The sequence below is a fragment of the Variovorax sp. OV084 genome, assembly GCF_900111625.1.
GTDB lineage: Bacteria > Pseudomonadota > Gammaproteobacteria > Burkholderiales > Burkholderiaceae_C > Variovorax.
The window spans coordinates 362,077-379,403 of record NZ_FOII01000005.1; the positions used below are offsets into that span (position 1 = coordinate 362,077).

The 17,327-nt window shown below is 67.3% G+C and carries 18 protein-coding genes; 12 read left to right on the forward strand and 6 right to left on the reverse strand.

Annotation, left to right across the window (positions count from 1 at the left end; all coding sequences use genetic code 11):
- On the reverse strand, window positions 1–372 hold the full coding sequence (locus BMW87_RS16830; RefSeq protein ID WP_093077515.1) for a glutaredoxin domain-containing protein: 372 nt from the start codon (window positions 370–372) through the stop codon (window positions 1–3).
- 316 nt (window positions 373–688) lie between these two features.
- Between BMW87_RS16830 and BMW87_RS16835 the strand changes: the two genes are divergently transcribed.
- The 3 genes from BMW87_RS16835 to BMW87_RS16845 are packed head-to-tail and all read left to right on the forward strand — an operon-like array spanning window position 689 to window position 3,412.
- The gene (locus tag BMW87_RS16835) at window positions 689–1,519 is read left to right on the forward strand and encodes a transporter substrate-binding domain-containing protein (RefSeq protein WP_218149754.1); all 831 of its coding nucleotides are present in this window, start codon (window positions 689–691) and stop codon (window positions 1,517–1,519) included.
- A gap of 24 nt (window positions 1,520–1,543) precedes the next feature.
- Window positions 1,544–2,659: an enolase C-terminal domain-like protein gene (locus BMW87_RS16840; protein WP_093077517.1), complete on the forward strand. Its 1,116-nt coding sequence runs from the start codon at window positions 1,544–1,546 to the stop codon at window positions 2,657–2,659.
- 15 nt (window positions 2,660–2,674) lie between these two features.
- Window positions 2,675–3,412: an SDR family NAD(P)-dependent oxidoreductase gene (locus tag BMW87_RS16845; RefSeq protein WP_093077518.1), complete on the forward strand. Its 738-nt coding sequence runs from the start codon at window positions 2,675–2,677 to the stop codon at window positions 3,410–3,412.
- On the opposite strand, the gene BMW87_RS16850 is transcribed toward BMW87_RS16845, so the two are convergent.
- Entirely contained in the window at window positions 3,385–4,242 is an 858-nt protein-coding gene (locus tag BMW87_RS16850) for an AraC family transcriptional regulator (protein ID WP_177192787.1), read from the reverse strand. The two genes, BMW87_RS16845 and BMW87_RS16850, sit on opposite strands and share 28 nt — an antisense overlap.
- 103 nt (window positions 4,243–4,345) lie before the next feature.
- Between BMW87_RS16850 and BMW87_RS16855 the strand changes: the two genes are divergently transcribed.
- Window positions 4,346–5,326 carry a Bug family tripartite tricarboxylate transporter substrate binding protein gene (locus BMW87_RS16855; RefSeq protein WP_093077521.1) on the forward strand — a complete coding sequence of 327 codons (981 nt, stop codon included), beginning with the start codon at window positions 4,346–4,348 and terminating at the stop codon, window positions 5,324–5,326.
- A 2-nt stretch (window positions 5,327–5,328) separates the two neighbouring features.
- Window positions 5,329–6,189 (forward strand): PhzF family phenazine biosynthesis protein, encoded by an 861-nt coding sequence (locus BMW87_RS16860; protein ID WP_093077522.1) that lies wholly within the window; start codon window positions 5,329–5,331, stop codon window positions 6,187–6,189.
- 36 nt (window positions 6,190–6,225) lie between these two features.
- On the opposite strand, the gene BMW87_RS16865 is transcribed toward BMW87_RS16860, so the two are convergent.
- Entirely contained in the window at window positions 6,226–7,443 is a 1,218-nt protein-coding gene (locus tag BMW87_RS16865) for an acyl-CoA dehydrogenase family protein (protein ID WP_093057406.1), read from the reverse strand.
- Between the two features lie 131 nt (window positions 7,444–7,574).
- Between BMW87_RS16865 and BMW87_RS16870 the strand changes: the two genes are divergently transcribed.
- From BMW87_RS16870 to BMW87_RS16890, 5 genes are all read left to right on the forward strand, one after another.
- Window positions 7,575–8,900, forward strand: a complete 1,326-nt coding sequence (locus tag BMW87_RS16870) for an NUDIX domain-containing protein (RefSeq protein WP_093077524.1) — start codon at window positions 7,575–7,577, stop codon at window positions 8,898–8,900.
- 47 nt (window positions 8,901–8,947) lie between these two features.
- Window positions 8,948–11,176 carry a YccS family putative transporter gene (yccS, locus tag BMW87_RS16875; RefSeq protein ID WP_093077623.1) on the forward strand — a complete coding sequence of 743 codons (2,229 nt, stop codon included), beginning with the start codon at window positions 8,948–8,950 and terminating at the stop codon, window positions 11,174–11,176.
- Between the two features lie 79 nt (window positions 11,177–11,255).
- Window positions 11,256–11,621 (forward strand): hypothetical protein, encoded by a 366-nt coding sequence (locus BMW87_RS16880; protein WP_256216803.1) that lies wholly within the window; start codon window positions 11,256–11,258, stop codon window positions 11,619–11,621.
- A 174-nt stretch (window positions 11,622–11,795) separates the two neighbouring features.
- The gene (locus tag BMW87_RS16885; protein WP_093057402.1) at window positions 11,796–12,494 is read left to right on the forward strand and encodes a Bax inhibitor-1/YccA family protein; all 699 of its coding nucleotides are present in this window, start codon (window positions 11,796–11,798) and stop codon (window positions 12,492–12,494) included.
- A 30-nt stretch (window positions 12,495–12,524) separates the two neighbouring features.
- On the forward strand, window positions 12,525–13,067 hold the full coding sequence (locus tag BMW87_RS16890; RefSeq protein WP_093057401.1) for an Rrf2 family transcriptional regulator: 543 nt from the start codon (window positions 12,525–12,527) through the stop codon (window positions 13,065–13,067).
- 69 nt (window positions 13,068–13,136) lie between these two features.
- Here the strand turns inward: BMW87_RS16890 and BMW87_RS16895 are convergent, their stop codons facing one another.
- Window positions 13,137–14,039: a DMT family transporter gene (locus BMW87_RS16895; protein ID WP_093077525.1), complete on the reverse strand. Its 903-nt coding sequence runs from the start codon at window positions 14,037–14,039 to the stop codon at window positions 13,137–13,139.
- A 136-nt stretch (window positions 14,040–14,175) separates the two neighbouring features.
- Between BMW87_RS16895 and BMW87_RS16900 the strand changes: the two genes are divergently transcribed.
- The gene (locus tag BMW87_RS16900) at window positions 14,176–14,619 is read left to right on the forward strand and encodes an Lrp/AsnC family transcriptional regulator (protein WP_093057399.1); all 444 of its coding nucleotides are present in this window, start codon (window positions 14,176–14,178) and stop codon (window positions 14,617–14,619) included.
- Between the two features lie 3 nt (window positions 14,620–14,622).
- Here BMW87_RS16900 and BMW87_RS16905 read toward each other — a convergent pair whose 3' ends face one another.
- On the reverse strand, window positions 14,623–15,249 hold the full coding sequence (locus BMW87_RS16905) for a TetR/AcrR family transcriptional regulator (protein WP_093057398.1): 627 nt from the start codon (window positions 15,247–15,249) through the stop codon (window positions 14,623–14,625).
- Window positions 15,250–15,382: 133 nt separating this feature from the next.
- Between BMW87_RS16905 and BMW87_RS35350 the strand changes: the two genes are divergently transcribed.
- Window positions 15,383–16,609: an ABA4-like family protein gene (locus tag BMW87_RS35350; protein WP_093077527.1), complete on the forward strand. Its 1,227-nt coding sequence runs from the start codon at window positions 15,383–15,385 to the stop codon at window positions 16,607–16,609.
- 7 nt (window positions 16,610–16,616) lie between these two features.
- On the opposite strand, the gene BMW87_RS16915 is transcribed toward BMW87_RS35350, so the two are convergent.
- Window positions 16,617–17,288, reverse strand: coding sequence for a MarR family winged helix-turn-helix transcriptional regulator (locus BMW87_RS16915; protein WP_218149755.1), 672 nt, complete (start codon window positions 17,286–17,288; stop codon window positions 16,617–16,619).
- Window positions 17,289–17,327 lie beyond the last annotated feature (39 nt).

Sequence of the window (17,327 nt, forward strand, 5' to 3'; positions counted from 1 at the left end):
CTATCGGCTGGCGAGAAGAGTCTTGAGCTCCCCGCTGTCGATGAGCTTCTGCAAGTCCGCGGCGCCGCCGACCAGCATGCCCTTGACGAACACCATCGGAAAGGTCGGCCACCCGGTCCACATCTTGAGCGCGTTGCGGTCGCGCCATCGGCTCAGGTAGCTGCCGTACCCGAGGTACTTGTACGGCTGCCCGATCCGGTCGAGGGCCTGGCGCGCTTTCTTGGGGAACGGGTTGATGCCCATGCCGACCACGACCACGTCGTGCTCGGCAACTGCCGCCATGACTTCGCGCACGAAAGTCTGGCGGCTGTCGGCCAGCCTTGCGCGGATGGCGGGGTGGATGCGGGCTTCTTCGAGAACGGGGCGGGGCATTGGGCGCTTTCGGTGTTGGTGTGAATGTAAGGGCGCGGGGCGGCGCTTCCTGACTGCCAGCCAGCCAGTAATCCATCGTTGCAATGGCAAGCTTCTTGCTCGACGCCCCTGTGACTTGCTCATCCCCAGGGATCGCATATCGGCATCCGCCGTCGTCGAAACGACGAGATCGAGTGTTCTTTCGACGATCTGGTCTCTACCTTCGGTCTCCTGTCGTACCTACGATCACATCCACCGAAGACTGTCATCGCTTCAAGTCGAAGCCGATGCCTTGCTTTTTTCCTTCCCCCCGAGCCCTGAAAACGGAGTATTCATCATGAAGCGTCGCGATTTTGTTGCTGGTTCAATGTTGGCGGCGGGTGCCGCTCCGTGGGCGACCGCGTTGGCGCAGGCGAGCGAATCGACATGGGAGCGCGTAACGCGCACCAAGGTCATGCGCGTCGGCGCGGTCGATGGCGGACTGCCCTATTACAAGAAGGACATGGTGAGCGGGGAGTGGCTCGGCTGTATGGCCGATTTCTATCGCGGCCTGGCCAAGAGCCTGGACGCAAAGCTCGACATCACGCCCACCAGCTGGGGCAATTCCGTGCTCGAGTTGCAGTCGCAAAAGATCGACATCTTCTTCGGCCTGAACCCGACGCCCGCGCGCCTGCAGGTGATCGACTTCACTGACCCGGTTTTGAACATCGCCTTTGCCGCGGTCTGTAAGAAGGGCTATGCGCCCAAGACCTGGGCAGAGCTCGACCAGCCCACGATCCGCGTCGTGGTCGACAAGGGCTCTTCGCACGACACGCTCGCCACGCGCCTGCTCAAGAACGCGGAGATCACCCGGCTGGACAGCGCCGTCGATGCAACGCTTGCGCTGCAGGTCGGGCGCGCCGACGCGCAGATCCTCGTCCTGCCGCTGGCCCTGAGCCTGGCCAGCAAGAATCCCGCGGTGGGCCAGGTGGTCATCCTGACGCCTGAAGAAGTCGCAACCTCCAATGGCGGCGTTCGCAAGGAGGCCGACACGCGCTGGCTCAAGCACGTCAACGGATGGCTCGCCAGCGAACGCGCAAGCGGAAACATCCGCAAGACCTTCATCTCGAACCTCAAGTCCGTCGGGGGCGTCAGCGAAGACAAGATCCCGCCGCAAATCAAGGTCTGACGATCACTCCCGGGCACCATCATCATGAAGATCCAGAACATCGAAGTTCATCTGCTCGAATCGCCCATCAAGATGAAGCGGTCGCAGGGCGTGGGGAGCATCCAGGCCTCCATCAAGCGCGTGGTGGTCCGCGTGCGAACCGACCAGGGCATCGATGGCATCGGCGAGGGGCAGGCTTGGGAGGTGTTCTCGGGCACCAACGAGAACCTGTTCCATGGCATTGCGCAGTACTTGCGCCCCGTGCTCCTGGGCACAGACCCGCGCGACATTCCGCAGCGCATGGCCGATTGCGACCGGGCGCTGGTCGGCAGCCCCGAAGCCAAGGCCGCGGTGGAGATGGCCCTGTTCGACCTGTGCGGCAAGGCGGCCAACCTGCCGCTGTATTCGCTGATCGGCGGCAAGGTGCGCGACAGGATTCCCTTTTCTTTCTCCATCGCCAATCCCGACATTGACGCCGACATCGAACTCGCGAAGCAGATGCTCTCCGCCGGGCATCGCATCTTCAAGGTGAAGACGGGCTTTGCCTCGCATGCGGAAGACATGCGCCGGCTCTCGCTGCTGAGGGAGCACCTGGGCTTCGAGTTCGATTTGCGCATCGACTACAACCAGGGCCTGCAGCCCTACAACGCGCTGCAGCAGCTGCGTGATGTCGAGCAGTTCAAGCCCACCTTCATCGAACAACCGGTGCCGCGCGACGCCATTGCGGCCATGGCGCAGATTGCGGCGGCACTCGACACACCCATCATGGCCGACGAAAGCGTGTTCTCCCCGGCCGAGGCGCTGCGCACGGTGCAGGAGCGCGCTGCCGACATCATCAGCATCAAGCTCATGAAGGCCGGTGGCATCGGCAAGGCCATGAAGGTGAACGCGATCGCCGAGGCGGCGGGTCTTCCCTGCTACGGCGGCACGCTGTGGGAGGGCGGCGTTGCACTGGCGGCCGCGTCGCACTTCATTGCGGCAAGTGCCAACGTCTCTCTGGGCTGCGAGTTCTACATGCCGAAGTATGTTTTCCAGGAGGACATCCTGGTCCGCATGACGCCAGCGGAAGCGGGGCACGTGCATGTACCGAGCGGTCCGGGTATCGGTGTCGACATCGACTGGAAGGTCGTCGAGAAGCAACGCATCGCGTTCTCGGCCTGAAGCGCCGGCTTTGGCATGAACACCGTCATCGTGACCGGTGCAGGCTCGGGTATCGGCGCCGCGACCTGCCGGCTCCTTTCAGCGCAAGGCATCGACCTTGTGATCCACACAGGCAGCAACCGCGCGGCGGCCGAAGCGGTGGCGCAGCAATGCGGCGCGGTGCGAAGCACCGTCGTGGTTGGGGATGTAGGCACGTCGGAGACGATCGACACCCTGCTGGATGCCGCGCAAGCCCAGGGCGGCCTGCGCGGCGTGGTGGCCAACGCCGGCTTTGCCGACCGGCGCTCGCTCGCGGAACTGGACGACGACAGCGTCGAGCGTTCTCTGCACGTCATGGTCGTTTCGCTGGCATATCTCCTGCGCAGAAGCCTGCCTCTGCTGGAGGCGAGCGGGCAGGGCCGCTTCGTTGCGGTGAGTTCGTTCGTCGCGCACCGCTTCCGGCTGGGCAGCTCCACATTTCCCGCGACGGCGGCTGCCAAAGCCGGCGTGGAAGCTCTGGTGAAAGCCGCGGCCGCCGAAATGGCGCCGCGCGGCGTGACCGTCAATGCAGTGGCGCCGGGCTATGTCCGGAAAGACAGTGCGAAGGCAGGCGCGCTCAACGAGCAGCAATGGAAGGCGGCCCTGGGACAGGTGCCCATGGGCAGGCTCGCAACCCCCGACGACATCGCGGCCCCGATTGCCTTCCTGCTGAGTCCGGCGGCAGCCTTCATCACAGGGCAGGTGATTCATGTGGACGGGGGAATGACGCTGTAAAGGCTAGAGCCGGGTCCCGAGGCGCGGATCTGCGTCGCGGTCTTCGCCCAGGTCTTCTCCAGCATCCGCGACAGGTACGAGCCCGACTCCCAGCCCACCTGCAGGGCGATGGACAGCACCGACTCCCGCGTGTGCGCCAGCAGGTAGGCCGCGCGCTCCAGGCGCCGGCGCTGCAGCCAGGCCAGCGGCGATACGCCGTACTTCGCTCGGAAGATGCGCTCCACCTGGCGGCGCGAGAGGCGGTGCTGCTGGGCAAAGGCTTCCAGCGACAGAGGCTCTGCCAGGTCGCTTTCGATGGCTTCGGCCAGCAGTTCGGCCACCAGCAGGGCCGATGACGGATCGCCGTCCGACAGGGGGTTGCCGCTGAGCCGCGCCGCCTCCATGACGAGCGCGCCGCACAGCGCGTAGTTTTCGCCAGCGCCGGTCTTCGCGGACTCGAACATCCGCTGCGACAGTGCTCGCAGCGCAGTGCTGCCCGCGCGCATGCCCTGCGGCGGCCCCGAGACACCCTGCGCCTGCAAGGCGGTGGCCCACAGCGCGGGATCGACATAGACAGCGATGTGCGTCTGCCCTGACGTAAGCGTGGTCGTCGAATGCGCGCTCCCCGCCGCAAACCAGACGAAGTGCCCGGGACCGAGGCGCTGCGCCTCGCCCTGCGCATCGCCGACGCTGAAGCGTCCCGCGAGGGGCACGAACAGCATGTCGCAATCGTGCACGTGGGTGTCGGTGGCATAGCGGTCGCGCGTGCTCGCAACCATGGTGGCGTGGTGCGAGAGCCGTTCGACGAACAGCGACTGGCGGGGCGTCGAGGGCGCGTTGTTCAGCTGCATGGCCGCTCCTTGTCGCATTTGAATTCGTGCATGTCGCAATCGGTCGCGCGCATTTGCGCACGCTCAACAGAATCGGGAAACACCACTCCCGCAAGCAAGAAGCATGAAACCCCAACCTCTGCGCCGCGCGCTCCTCGGTCTGGCAGCCGCCGGGCTTCTGTACGGCCCTGCAGCCTCCTGGGCGGCCCCGGACTACCCGACCAAGCCGGTCACGATCATCGTACCCTTCCCCGCCGGCGGCGGCACGGACGTGATCTTCCGCTCGGTGCAGCAGCGGCTGCAGGCCGCGCTCGGCGTGTCGGTGATCATCGACAACCGGTCCGGCGCCGGCGGCACCGTGGGCACGGGCTTCGGCGCGAAGGCGAACCCCGACGGCTACACGCTCGTGGCCGCCACCACGTCGACCATCGCATCGGCCGACGCGGTGTACCCCAAGCTGCCCTACGACCCGATCAAGGACCTGATGCCGGTCGGCACCATCGGCACCACGCCCTTCGTGCTGGTGGTGACGCCTTCGCTGGCGGCGCGCGACCTGAAGGGCTTCATCGACTACGCCAAGGCGCATCCACAGGCGCTCAACTACGGAAGCATCGGCAACGGCAGCCTGAGCCATCTGACAGGTGAACTTTTCAAGCAGCGCACCGGCATCGAGATGACGCACGTGCCCTACCGCGGCGCAGCGCCCGCGCAGGCCGACCTGATGGCGGGGCAGATCCAGGCGCTGTTCGACAACCCGCCCGCGCTGCTGGCGCAGGTGCGCGGCAGCCGCATGCGGGCGCTGGCGATCAGCGAGCCCTCGGCCGGCTTCGACGGCGTGCCCACTTTCGAGCAGGCCGGCATCAAGGACTTCAAGCCCCAGCTCTGGTACGGCCTGATGGCTCCGGCAGCCACGCCGCAGCCGGTGATGCAGCGCCTGCGCGCCGCGCTCGACACGGCAATGAACGACCCGGCCCTGCGCGCCGACATGCTCGCCAAGGGCGTGACGCCGTGGAACGTGCAGCCCGACGGGTTCCAGGCGCAGATCCGCGGCGACATCAAGCTCTGGGGCGGCATCGCGCGCTCGGTGAACGCGAGGGCCGATTGACGATGGCCAGCGTTCACAACATCCGCGTCTTCGTGGGGCCCGACCCGAAGGTCGGCGGCAACCCCGCGCCGGTCTGGCTCGATGCCGACGACCTCTCCAGCGCGCAGATGCAGGAATACACGCGGCGCAGCGGGCATGAATCGGTCTTCGTGCTGAAGCCCGTGACGCCCGCTCATGCCCTGCGCATGCGCTACTTCGTACCGAACCACGAAATGGAAATGTGCGGCCACGCCACGGTCGGCGCGCTGTGGCTGTTGCACCAGCGCGATGAATGGAACGGCGCACCGGTCGCCATCGAGACGCTGAGCGGCACCGTGACGGGACGGCGTGTCGATGGTACGGTGCAGATCAGCCAGCCGCGCGCGGTGGTGCAGGAGGTGACGCAGCGAGCGCTGGTCGAAGAGATCGCGCAATGCCTGGGCATCGACGCGTCGCAGATCGCGGGGCCGGTGCTCAATGCCGCCACCAGCCGCGTGAAGACACTGGTGCGGCTGGCGGACACGGCGCAGCTGCATGGCTTGCGCGTGGATTTCTCGCGCGTCGAATCGCTGTGCGAGCGGCTCGGGTCCACCGGGCTGTATCCCTACGCGATGTCACAGGACGCAGCCGGCACAGTCAGCGCGCGGCAGTTTCCGAAGTCTTCGGGCTATCCGGAAGACGCTGCCACGGGCATCGCCGCGGCCGCGCTCGCGTGGGGGCTACGCCATCTGGGCCTGGTCGGCCGCGGTGCGCTGTCGGTGACGGTGCGCCAGGGCGAGGCCATGGGGTCGCCCTCTGCCATCCACGTGGGACTGCCCCCGGAGGCGATGACACAGGAAGGCTGCTGGGTGGGCGGCGACGCTGCGGCAGAAGATCTCCGCTGAAGCAGCGTAGCCGACGCGCGGCTGGTCGGTCCTGCCTTACTGGTACGCCGCCAGCTCCTGCTTGGCAATCGCGTTGCGGTGCACCTCGTCGGGACCGTCGGCCACGCGCAGGTGCCTCTCGTAGGCGTAGAAATGCGTGAGCAGCGTGTCCTGGCTCAGGCCCATGGCGCCAAAGGCCTGCATCGCCCAGTCGATCACCTTCACGCAGTTGTTGGGCGTGAGCACCTTGATCATCGCGATCTCCTTCGCGGCGACCTTGTTGCCCACCGTGTCCATGCGGTAGGCGGCGTTGAGCACCATCCAGCGCGACTGCTCGATGAGCATGCGCGACTCGGCAATGCGCTCGCGCCACACGCCCTGCTCCGACAGCGGCTTGTGGAACGCGACGCGCGACACGAGGCGCTGGCACATCATTTCCAGCGCGGCCTCGGCCATGCCGATGGCACGCATGCAGTGATGGATGCGCCCCGGCCCGAGGCGGCCCTGTGCAATCTCGAAGCCGCGGCCTTCGCCGAGCAGGATGTTCTCGACCGGCACGCGCACGTTGTCGAACACGATCTCGGGGTGGCCGAACGGCGGGTCGTACACGCCGAGCAGTGCCATGTCGCGCACGATGGTCACGCCGGGCGTGTTCTTCGGCACGAGGATCATCGACTGCTGCTTGTGGCGATCTGCGTTGTCGGGGTCGGTCTTGCCCATCAGCACGAAGATTTCGCAGCGCTCGTTCATCGCGCCGGTGATGTACCACTTGCGCCCGTTGATGACGTACTCATTGCCTTCGCGGCGGATGCTGCAGCGGATGTTGGTGGCGTCGCTCGACGCCACCTCGGGCTCAGTCATCGCGAAGGACGAGCGGATCTCGCCGGCCAGCAGCGGCTTGAGCCAGCGCTCCTGCTGGGCCTTGGTACCGTAGCGCGCCAGCACTTCCATGTTGCCGGTGTCGGGCGCAGAGCAGTTGAAGATTTCGGAGGACCAGTAGCGCCGGCCCATGATCTCGCACAGCGGGGCGTACTCGACGTTGCTGAGGCCCGGGCCGTGCTCCGACTCCGGCAGGAACAGGTTCCACAGCCCGCGTTCGCGCGCCTTGGCCTTGAGACCGGCCATCATCGGCAGCTCGGCGTAGGGGCGGCCCGCGCGGGCGTTGGCGGCCAGTTCTTCTTCATGGCGCTTTTCGTTCGGGTAGACGAACTCGTCCATGAACTTGAGCAGTTCCTCGCGCAGCGCGGTCACCCTGGGTGTGAATTCGAAATGCATGGTGCGTCCTTCAGCAACAGTCGATGTGCCTTGAAGGTACGTCGCACACCGCATTCCGGACGGTCTTCCGCGCGACAGCCCGAGGCCCCTGCTGTCGCCTTCGCAGCAGCCACCGGCGCGACAATGCGTGCATGACAGCCAGCACTCCGGATGCCACGCCACAACCCGCTTCGCCGCCGCGCCCCGTGCGCTCGGCAGCCACCCTCATCGTTCTGCGCGACGCAAGCCGCGGCCTTGAAGTGCTGATGCTGCGGCGGGCCGAGAAGGCCAACGACCAGAACAGCGGCGCCAGCGTGTTTCCGGGCGGCGTGATCGATGCGTACGACCGCGGCCTGCACGTGCACTGCGGCGGCATTGACGACAGGGCCGCGAGCGAACGCCTCGCGGTGCCTGATGGCGGGCTCGACTACTACGCAGCCGCGATCCGCGAATGCTTCGAGGAAGCCGGCGTGCTGTTTGCGACCGACGGCGGCACCGAACGGCTGGTGTCGCTGGACAGCCTGCCGCCCGACCAGCTCGCCGCCATGCGCCATGCGGCGGAGCAAGGCACCGATGCGCTGCCCTCGCTGTGCGAGCGGCACGGCTGGCGGCTCGCGGCCGACCGACTCGCTTATTTCGCTTACTGGCTCACACCGCCGGGCATGCCGCGCCGCTTCGACACCCGCTTCTTCATCGCGCCGATGCCCGAGGCGCAGCGCGTGCAGCCCGATGGCCGCGAGACGGTCGAGCACATGTGGCTGCGCCCCGCCGAGGCCGTGGACCCGGCGCGCGGGCTCAAGCTGATGAACGTGACGCGCCGCATCCTCGAGCAACTCGCGCAGTTCGCAAGCACGGCCGAGCTCATGGACCATGCGCGCGGCCTGCAGCACATTCCGCGCGTCATGCCCCGGCTGGCGGACGGGCCCGCGGGACGACGGCCGGTGAACATGGACGAGCCGGCATACGAAGAAGTCGCGCATCTCGACCCGGACGGCAAGGGCGGTGGCCGCTATGCGCACGAGGCCGGGCTGGTGACGCGGCTGTCGGCGCGGGTTCTGCGGGTTACGGGCGAACTGGCGCACAGCTACTTCGTGGGAGCTGAGGGCGGCGATTGCGCGTTGATCGATGCGTTGCCCGCTAGCCCCGGGCACATCGCGGCCCTCGTTGCAGCGGCACCCGGGCGCGTGCGATGGATCCTGTCTACGCAGGCGTGGTCGGAAGAAGCCATGGGCGCCCTCGCCGGCCTGCTCGACATCTGGCCCGATGCCTCCACGGTGCTGCCCACGCCGGGCGAACGGATCGACCTGGGCGGCGCCACGCTGCGCGTGCTGTCGGGTACGGACGGGGCGCAATCCCGTCAGTTCCTGCAGGTCGAGGACGAGATGCTGCTCACAGGGGTTGCCCCCGCAGCCGACGACGCCCGAGCCCGGTGGATAGCCCCGCGCCACGGCTTCCTGCGCAGCCGGCCTGCGCCCTAGCCACAAGGCGCCACACGGCCGTGGCATGCATCGTGCAAGATCAGCCCATGCTTCCCCTGTCTCCCGACGCGCTGCGCCAGCGGCTGCGGTCTTTCGCTTCCCGCGCGCAACCCGTTCGCATTCTTCTCACTCTCGGCAGCCTCATGGCGGCCTGCGCCTGGACCGGCCATCCTGATGCGGTGATTCCCCTGTTCCTCGGCGCCATCGCCAGCGCGCTCGCCGAGACCGACGACAGCTGGCGCGGCCGGCTGCGCGCGCAGGTGGTCACGCTGGGCTGCTTCGCGGCCATCGCATTCGCGGTGGAGGCGGCGTTCGGCCTGCCGCTGCTGTTCATCACCGGGCTTGCGCTCGCGGCCTTCTGCCTCACGATGCTCGGGGCGGTGGGGGCGCGCTACAAGGCGATTGCCTATGCGACGCTGATCCTCGCGATGTACGCCACGCTCGGCATCGAGAACATGGGCGCGCACGGTGTGGCTCATCGCGGGCGCGAACCGCTGCTGCTGCTGGCGGGCGCTGCGTGGTACGGCGTGTTCTCGGTGCTGTGGTGCGCGGCCTTTCCGGCGCAGCCTGTGCAGGCGCGGCTCGTGACGCTGTTCGCGGTGCTGGGCAATTTCGTGCGCTTCAAGGCCTCGCTGTTCGAGCCGCTGCGCGGCATCGACATCGAGCGCAAGCGGCTCGCACTGGCGCAGCTCAATGCCGAAGTGGTGGCGGAGCTCAACGCCGCGAAGGAAAGCATCTTCCTGCGCATCGGCGCGCGCGCGCCGACCGGGCGCCTCTCGCGCTACCGCGGGCTCTACCTGATCGCGCAGGACGTACACGAGCGCGCCAGCTCCTCGCACGACGACTACAACGCGCTGGCCGACGCCTTCTTCCATAGCGATCTGCTCTACCGCTGTCAGCGCCTGCTGGGCCTGCAGGGCCTGGCCTGCCAGCGGCTGGCCGATTCGATCGCTCGGCGCGAGCCCTTCGAGGTGGGAACGGAGACGGTGCAGGCGCTGGCCGACCTGCGCAGCGCCATCGAGCATGAGCGCGCGCGGGCCGATACGCCCGGGCGGCTGGCGCTGCTGGCGTCCGTCGAGGCGCTGGCGCGCAACCTCGCGCTGCTCGACGGGCAGCTCGCCGGGGCCAGCCAGCCGTCGGCGCGCGCGGGCCGTACGGAGATGGGCCTGTTCGACCGCTCGCCGCGCTCGTGGCGCGATGCGGTCGAGCGCGTGCGGCGGCAGCTCACCACGCGCTCGCCGCTGTTTCGCCATGCGCTGCGGCTTTCGGTCGCGCTGGTGGTGGGCTACGGCGTGATGCACGCCATTCACCCGGCGCAGGGCTACTGGATCTTGCTGACCACGCTGTTCGTCTGCCAGCAGACGTATGGCGACACCATTTCGCGCATGGGGCAGCGCATTGCCGGCACCGCGCTCGGCGTAGTGGCCGGTTGGGCGCTGCTGCAGCTGTTTCCGCAGCCGCTGGTGCAGTCGGTGATCGCGGTGGTGGCGGGCGTGCTGTTCTTCGCGACCCGCACCACGCGCTACCTGCTGGCCACAGCCTCGATGACGCTGCTGGTGCTGATGTGCTTCAACCAGGTCGGCGACAGCGGCGTGCTGCTGGTGCCGCGGCTGGTCGACACCGCCATCGGCAGCGCGATCGCCGGGCTGGCGGTGCTGCTGGTGCTGCCGCATTGGCAGGCGCGGCGCATCAACGAGCTAGCGGCGGCCGCCATGCGCGGCCATGCCGGCTACCTGCGGCAGATCGTCGGGCAGTACCGCACCGGCGCGCGCGACCACCTCGACTACCGGCTGGCGCGGCGCAACGACCACAACGCGGATGCGGCGCTGTCCACGGCCGTGTCGGACATGTTCCGCGAGCCGGGCTACGTGCGCCCGCGCGCGGGGGTGGCGCTGCGCTTCCTGATCCGCTCGCACACGCTGCTGAGTTACCTCTCGGCCCTGGGCGCCCACCGTGCGGCGCTGCCGGACTCGGCGCAGATGGCGGTGCTGCGCACGGCGGCCGAAGGTGCGATCGCGGCGCTGGAAGGGCTGGCGGCCGGGCTGGAAAAGGGCGTGATCGAGGCGCCGGGCGATGCAGTTGCGGAATCAACCGCGCGCGCCGCACTGGCGCAGGCCGTTGCCGCCAGCGGCGAGAACGGGGACGGCGGCGACCCGCAGGCGCGAACTTTTCATACCGAACTCGGTCTGATCTGGCTGCAGATAGACGCGTTGCGCACCCATGCACGCGAATGGCTGCAGTCCGAAGGCAGCGAAACCACGACCGCGCCAGCCTGAGCGAACATCCATGCGATCCGGTCGGTTGAAAGCACCCGCCGTGAACACCTCGTAGCGCGGCAGGTAAGATTACCCCTACATGTCCCGCTGGTTTGTCGCCACTGTCCTGTCCATCATGCTGTCCTGCTACGGCTTTGCCGTGCTTGCCCACAGCGTGATCGGTAGCGGCCATTCGCACGGCGAACAGCAGGAGTCCGCGCTGGTTGTCAGTGCTGACTTCTCCGATGCAGTAACGCCGGCAAGCGATGCCGACAAGGCGTCGGACGATTCCCTTTCCGTCGACGAAGCCGGCTCCGAGCATGCCGAACTGGTCGACGCACGCAACGGCGCCCCCGCGCTGCTGCGCTTTACGGAACAGCCGCCGAAGCTCGGTCTGACCACCTCCGTCGCGCCGTTCCTCGCGCGACCCAAGCGGCCACCCCGCGCCGCGTCCTTCGTCGCCTAGGCCCCTCAAGGCCTTGCGCGACCGGGAGCCGCCATGGCTCCCGCCCTTTCGATGCGGGCCCCCGCCATCCGGCGGCCCCGCATCGCAGCAACGACATCTCTCATTTCCGGCCCTGTGCCCCTTGCGCGCCATTGCGTGCAGCCGGCACTGGTCCAGTTTCAAGGAATCAACACAATGAACAACAGTCCCTCCACCTATCACGACGGCTTCGACCTCCCGCTCGCCTCGCCGCAGGAGCGCAACCGCGTGCTGCGCAACACCTACTGGCTGCTCGCGCTGTCGATGGTGCCCACCGTTCTGGGCGCCTGGATCGGCGTTTCCACCGGCTTCTCGCGCGCCATGTCGCCGGGCATCGGCCTGATGGTGTTCCTCGGCGGCGCCTTCGGCTTCATGTACGCCATCGAGAAAACCAAGGAATCGGCCGCCGGCGTGCCGGTGCTGCTGGCCTTCACCTTCTTCATGGGCCTGATGCTCTCGCGCCTGGTGGGCTCCGTGCTCGGCCTGGCCAACGGAGCCAGTCTGGTGATGACGGCGTTCGCCGGCACCGGCGCGATCTTCTTCGGCATGGCCACGCTGTCGTCGGTCATCAAGCGCGACCTGTCGGCCATGGGCAAGTGGCTCTTCATCGGCGCCATCCTGCTGCTGGTGGCTGGCATCGCCAACTTCTTCATCCAGTCGAGCGCGCTGATGATGACGCTGTCGGTCGCGGCCATCGGCATCTTCTCGGCCTTCATCCTGCACGACCTCAAGCGCGTGAAGGACGGCCTGGAGACCAACTACATCTCCGCCACGCTGGGTGTGTATCTCAGCATCTACAACGTCTTCCAGTCGCTGCTGGCCCTGCTGGGCATCGCGGGCGGCCGGGACGAGTAATTCCCCACGAAGGAAGGAAAGGAACATCCCATGCGTCTCACCACCAAGGGCCGCTTCGCGGTCACCGCGATGATCGACATCGCCCTGCACGGCCGGTCGGGCCCCGTCACGCTGGCCTCGATCAGCCTGCGCCAGCGCGTGTCGCTGTCGTACCTGGAGCTGCTCTTCGGCAAGCTGCGGCGCGCCAGCCTGGTCGAATCGACCCGCGGCCCCGGCGGCGGCTATTCGCTCAGCCGCAAGGCGGCGGAGATTTCGGTGGCCGACATCGTCCTCTCGATCGAGGAACACGATGCCGAATCCACCCGCCGGCGCGACGCCGACGCCCCGGGCGAGACCGGCCGCTGCGAAATCGACGAACTCTGGGCCACCGTGAACCTGCGGGCGGTCGAGTTCCTCAAGTCGATCTCGCTGCAAAGCCTGGTCGACGAACAAAAGGCCAAGGGCGTGCAAGCCGCAGTACGGACCGAAACCCGGCGTACGCCGACCGGTCAGCCGGCCACGCGCAAGCCTTTTGTGGTCGACGCGCCCAACTCGGTGTTCGCACTGGGACGGCGTCAGCAGAGCGCCAGCTAGCCTCAGCCGGTCAACGCCATCAGGGACCATGCGGTCGCCCGGCGCGGCCGCACGCGACGACGTCCTGACTCAGCGCTCTTCAGTGGCGGGCGAGCGCCTCGGCACGCCGGGCAGGGTCCATCCGAACGTCATGCCCGCCGCGGCGATCAGGATGGCCGCTGCGCCCACCACCTGCAATGCGCCCAGCCGCTGGCCGAAGGCGACATAGTCGACGCCGATGGCCACCAGCGGATAGATGAACGACAGCGCGCCGGCCACGGGCGTCGACAGCTTCTGCAGCGCCCCGTACAGGAGCACGAACACCAGCCCCGTGTAGACCACGCCCATGGCCAGGTGCACGCCCCACGTGGCCGCATCGCTGGGCAGCGTCTTCAGATGCGCGAACGGCGCGAGCATCACGATGCCCACGCAGACCTGGATCAGCGCGATGAGATGCGGGGCGATGCCGTCGAGCTTCTTCGCAATGATCGCGGCCACCGCGTAGCAGAAGGCCGCGCCCAATGCCATCAGCACGCCGACGAAATAGGCCGAACCATCGGCCCCGCCACCAGGCTTGGCCTGCGCCACCAGCACCACGCCGGCGAACGCGATGCACAGCCACACGGCCTTCATCGCGGTCAGCCGCTCCGACAGCAGCAGCGCGCCGAGCGCGACCAGCATGAAGGGCTGCGTGTTGTAGACCGCCGTGGCAATCGAGATCGACGCGCGCGAGAAGGAAGCGAAGATCAGCACCCAGTTGACGACCAGCGCCACGCCGCCCAACGCGGCCAGCGCAAAGCTGCGCAGCGTCAGGCCACGCCGCAGCAGGCCCAGAGCGAGGCACACGATGAGCAGCGTGGCCGCGCCGAACACGCAGCGCCAGAACAGCAGGTCGGGCAGCGGCTGTCCGGATCGCACGACGAACCATCCGATGGTTCCGGAAATCACCATGGCCGCGCTCATTTCCAGCGCACCGCGAAGCTGTGTCTGCATGTCTGTCTCGAATGGCAGAAAGGAAGGAGCAAGCGTGCCACGTCCGGCGCGGATTGGATATGCTTTGAATAAGGCAATTACCGCTGATGACCTTTCAAAACAAGCCATCGCGGCCCATTCACCGGAGATCGGCAACATGCTCGACGCAATCGACGAAACCATCGTGCAGGCATTGGCCGGCAACGCGCGGATGTCCCTGAAAGAACTGGCCCACCACGTGGGGCTGTCGTCGCCCAGCGTGTCGGAGCGGCTGCGACGACTTGAAGAGCGCGACGTGATCCGCGGCTACACGCTGGACGTGAACCCGAAGGCGCTGGGCTACCAGTTCCAGGCCATCGTGCGCATCCGCCCATTGCCGGGGCAACTGCAGGCGGTGCAGAAGCTGATCGAGGCCACGCCCGAGTTCTGCGAGTGCGACAAGGTCACAGGCGAAGACTGCTTCGTCGCGCGGCTGTTCCTGCAATCGCTCGAACAGCTCGACGGCATTCTCGACCGCATCGCGAGCAAGGCCGAGACCAACACCTCCATCGTGAAGGCGCAGACGATCCGCAGGCGGCTACCGCCCTTTCCGGCTCAGTGAAGGTCAGGGCCAGAACTGCTTCAGTATTTCCGGCAGCATGCTCTCGACAAAATCGTTCGTGCAAGCGCTGCCGGCCTGCTCGCCGAACTTCTCGTCCAGCGCAAGATGCGCAAAGCCGTGCACGACGGACCAGGCGCCGAGCGCGGCGGCCTGCATCGCGCGGTTCGGCGGCTTCTTGCTGCTCCAGCCGTTGTAGTCGCGCACTGCCTGCTCCAGTTCGGCGAATGCCGCATCGCCGGCCGCCTGCAGCCGGAGGTCTTGCGTCAGCCGGTCCTTGCGGAACATGAGCTGAAAGCGCGCCGGGTAGGCCAGCGCGAATCGCACATAACCCATGCCCTGCCCACGCAAGCGACGCGCGGGGTCGGTACCACCCGTTTCCGTGCCGGCACGCAGGCAGCGTGTGAGTTCCTCGAAGCCCAGGATCGCCACCTCGGTCAACAACCCGGCTGCGCTGCCGAAATGATGCATGGGCGCGGCCGCCGACACGCCGGCGCGCCGCGCCGCTTCGCGCAGGGTGAAGCCCTCGATGCCGCGCTCGGCGAGCAGGGCTTCGGTCGCCCCGATCAACGCCGCGTGCAGATCGCCGTGGTGATAGGGCGCTGGGGCTTCCTCTGTTTTCTTTGCCGCCATGGCTGGTTGCTGCTTTCGGTCTTCAAAGGGGCGACTCTACCTTCTAAAGAATCTGCTGGCGTTTTTATCTAAACAGTGTAAAGATTATGCCATGCCAATCCCGGCATGCCTTTTTTGCACGCGAGGCTCTTCCATGTTCGACTCACTTTTCAGCGCAGGCAGCACCGTCGCCCTTCCTGCCTGGGCCGCGCTCGGTGCAGCCCCGTGGCTCGGGCGTGCCAAGCCGGTGATATGGGCAACGACGGGCATCGTCATTCCCGTTGGCCTGGGGCTGGCGTACTGGTGGCTGATGGCGACGTACTGGTCCGCGGCCGGTGGCGGCTACAGCTCGCTGTCGGCGGTGCATGCGCTGTTCCAGCATCCGGGCCTGCTCACCGCAGGATGGTTCCACTACCTCGCCTTCGACCTGTTCGTGGGCACGTGGATCGCACGCGAGGGAGAGCGCGCGGGCATCGCGCCGGTGCTGCTCATTCCTTGCTTCGCTCTCACCTTCCTGTTCGGGCCAGTCGGCCTATTGGCCTTCCTGGCGCTGCGGGTCGCGCCCGCATGCATGGCGCTGGCGCGCGAAGTGCATCGGCGGCAACCGCAGCTGGCGTGGTTCGGCGGCCTGCTGCTCGCGGTGATGGTGCCTGCCCTCGTGGCTGCTTGGCTCGATCCGCGCACGCTGAACGGCGTAGGCGTATGGGTCAAGCCGCTGAAGTTCATGGCTTCGGTCAGCCTGTATGCATTGACCACTGCATGGCTGCTCGGCGACCTGCCGCGCGAGCGACGCGGCAGCCGCATCGAACGTGCCATCGTCGCGGTGGTGATCGCCACGGGCGTCTTCGAGGTCGGCTACATCACGCTGCAAGGTGCCCTCGGGCAGGCCTCGCATTTCAATGAAGACTCGACCTTCCACATCGTCATGTACAGCCTGATGGGTGTGGGTGCGCTGTCGCTCAACGCCACGGCATTGCCGCTCGCGTGGCTATTCGCGCGCCACGGCGACGCGCTGGCGGCGCCTTACCGGCTGGCCGTGGTGCTGGGGCTGGTCCTGACCTTCATAGCCGGAGCGGGCGCGGGCATCGCGATCAGCCAGCACGGAGGATCGACCATCGGCGCCATCGCAGGCGGCACAACGCTCCCCCTGTTCGGCTGGTCAGCCACCGGCGGCGATCTGCGGGTGCCGCACTTCCTCGGCGTGCACGCACAGCAGCTGCTGCCGCTGGCGGGCGCACTCATCAGCGTGTCGCTCATGCCATGGGGCCGTGCGGCAGTCTGGCTCCTGACGGGCCTTTACGCGGCGCTGATTCTGCGGATGTTCAGCCTGGCCTATGCGGGCGTGCCGCTGATTGCGCTCGGCGTTCAGGCCGCGGTATAGCTCTCGGTCAGTCGCTCTTCGTGCGCAGCGCCTGGCCGGGCTCGGGGCCAGTCTCGGGCGCATTGCCCGTCATCATCTGGCTCAGCAGGCTCGAGAGCACGTCGCGCTGCGGCGCATCGAACATGCGCAGCAAATGCAATTCGGCTGCCGCGTGGCGCGGCATCGCTTCATCGGCCAGGCGAATGCCCTTGGCGGTTAGCTTGACCAGCACGCCGCGGCCATCGTTCGGATCGATCGAGCGCTTGATCCAGCCCTCCTTCTCAAGCCGCTTCAGCAGGTTCGACAAGCCACCCGAAGTGAAGAGCAGCGTGCTCTGCAGGCGCGACGGCGACAGCCTGTAGGGCGCGCCCGCCACGCGCAAGGTAGCGAGCACCGCGTACTCCTGGTACTTCATGCCGAAGGGCTCCAGCACCTGGTTCAGCGTGCGCAGCACCACCTCTTCGAGCCGCAGCAGCCGGCCGACCACGGACTTGCCGCTGCTGTCGATGTCAGGCCGCTCGCGCTTCCATTGCTGGATGCCGCGCTCGACCAGGTCGGCACCGCCTTCCATCGGCGCTTCATCGGCCGGTGCAACGGGCTTGGCGGCCTCAGCGGCCTCAGCGGCCTCAGCAGCATCGTCGCGATGCCTTGCATCGCCTTGGGGCGGACGTCGATTCGACGCTTCTTTTTTGTGCGGCATGACGTGCTTTCCATCCAGGTTGATGCCCCATGCGCTGCC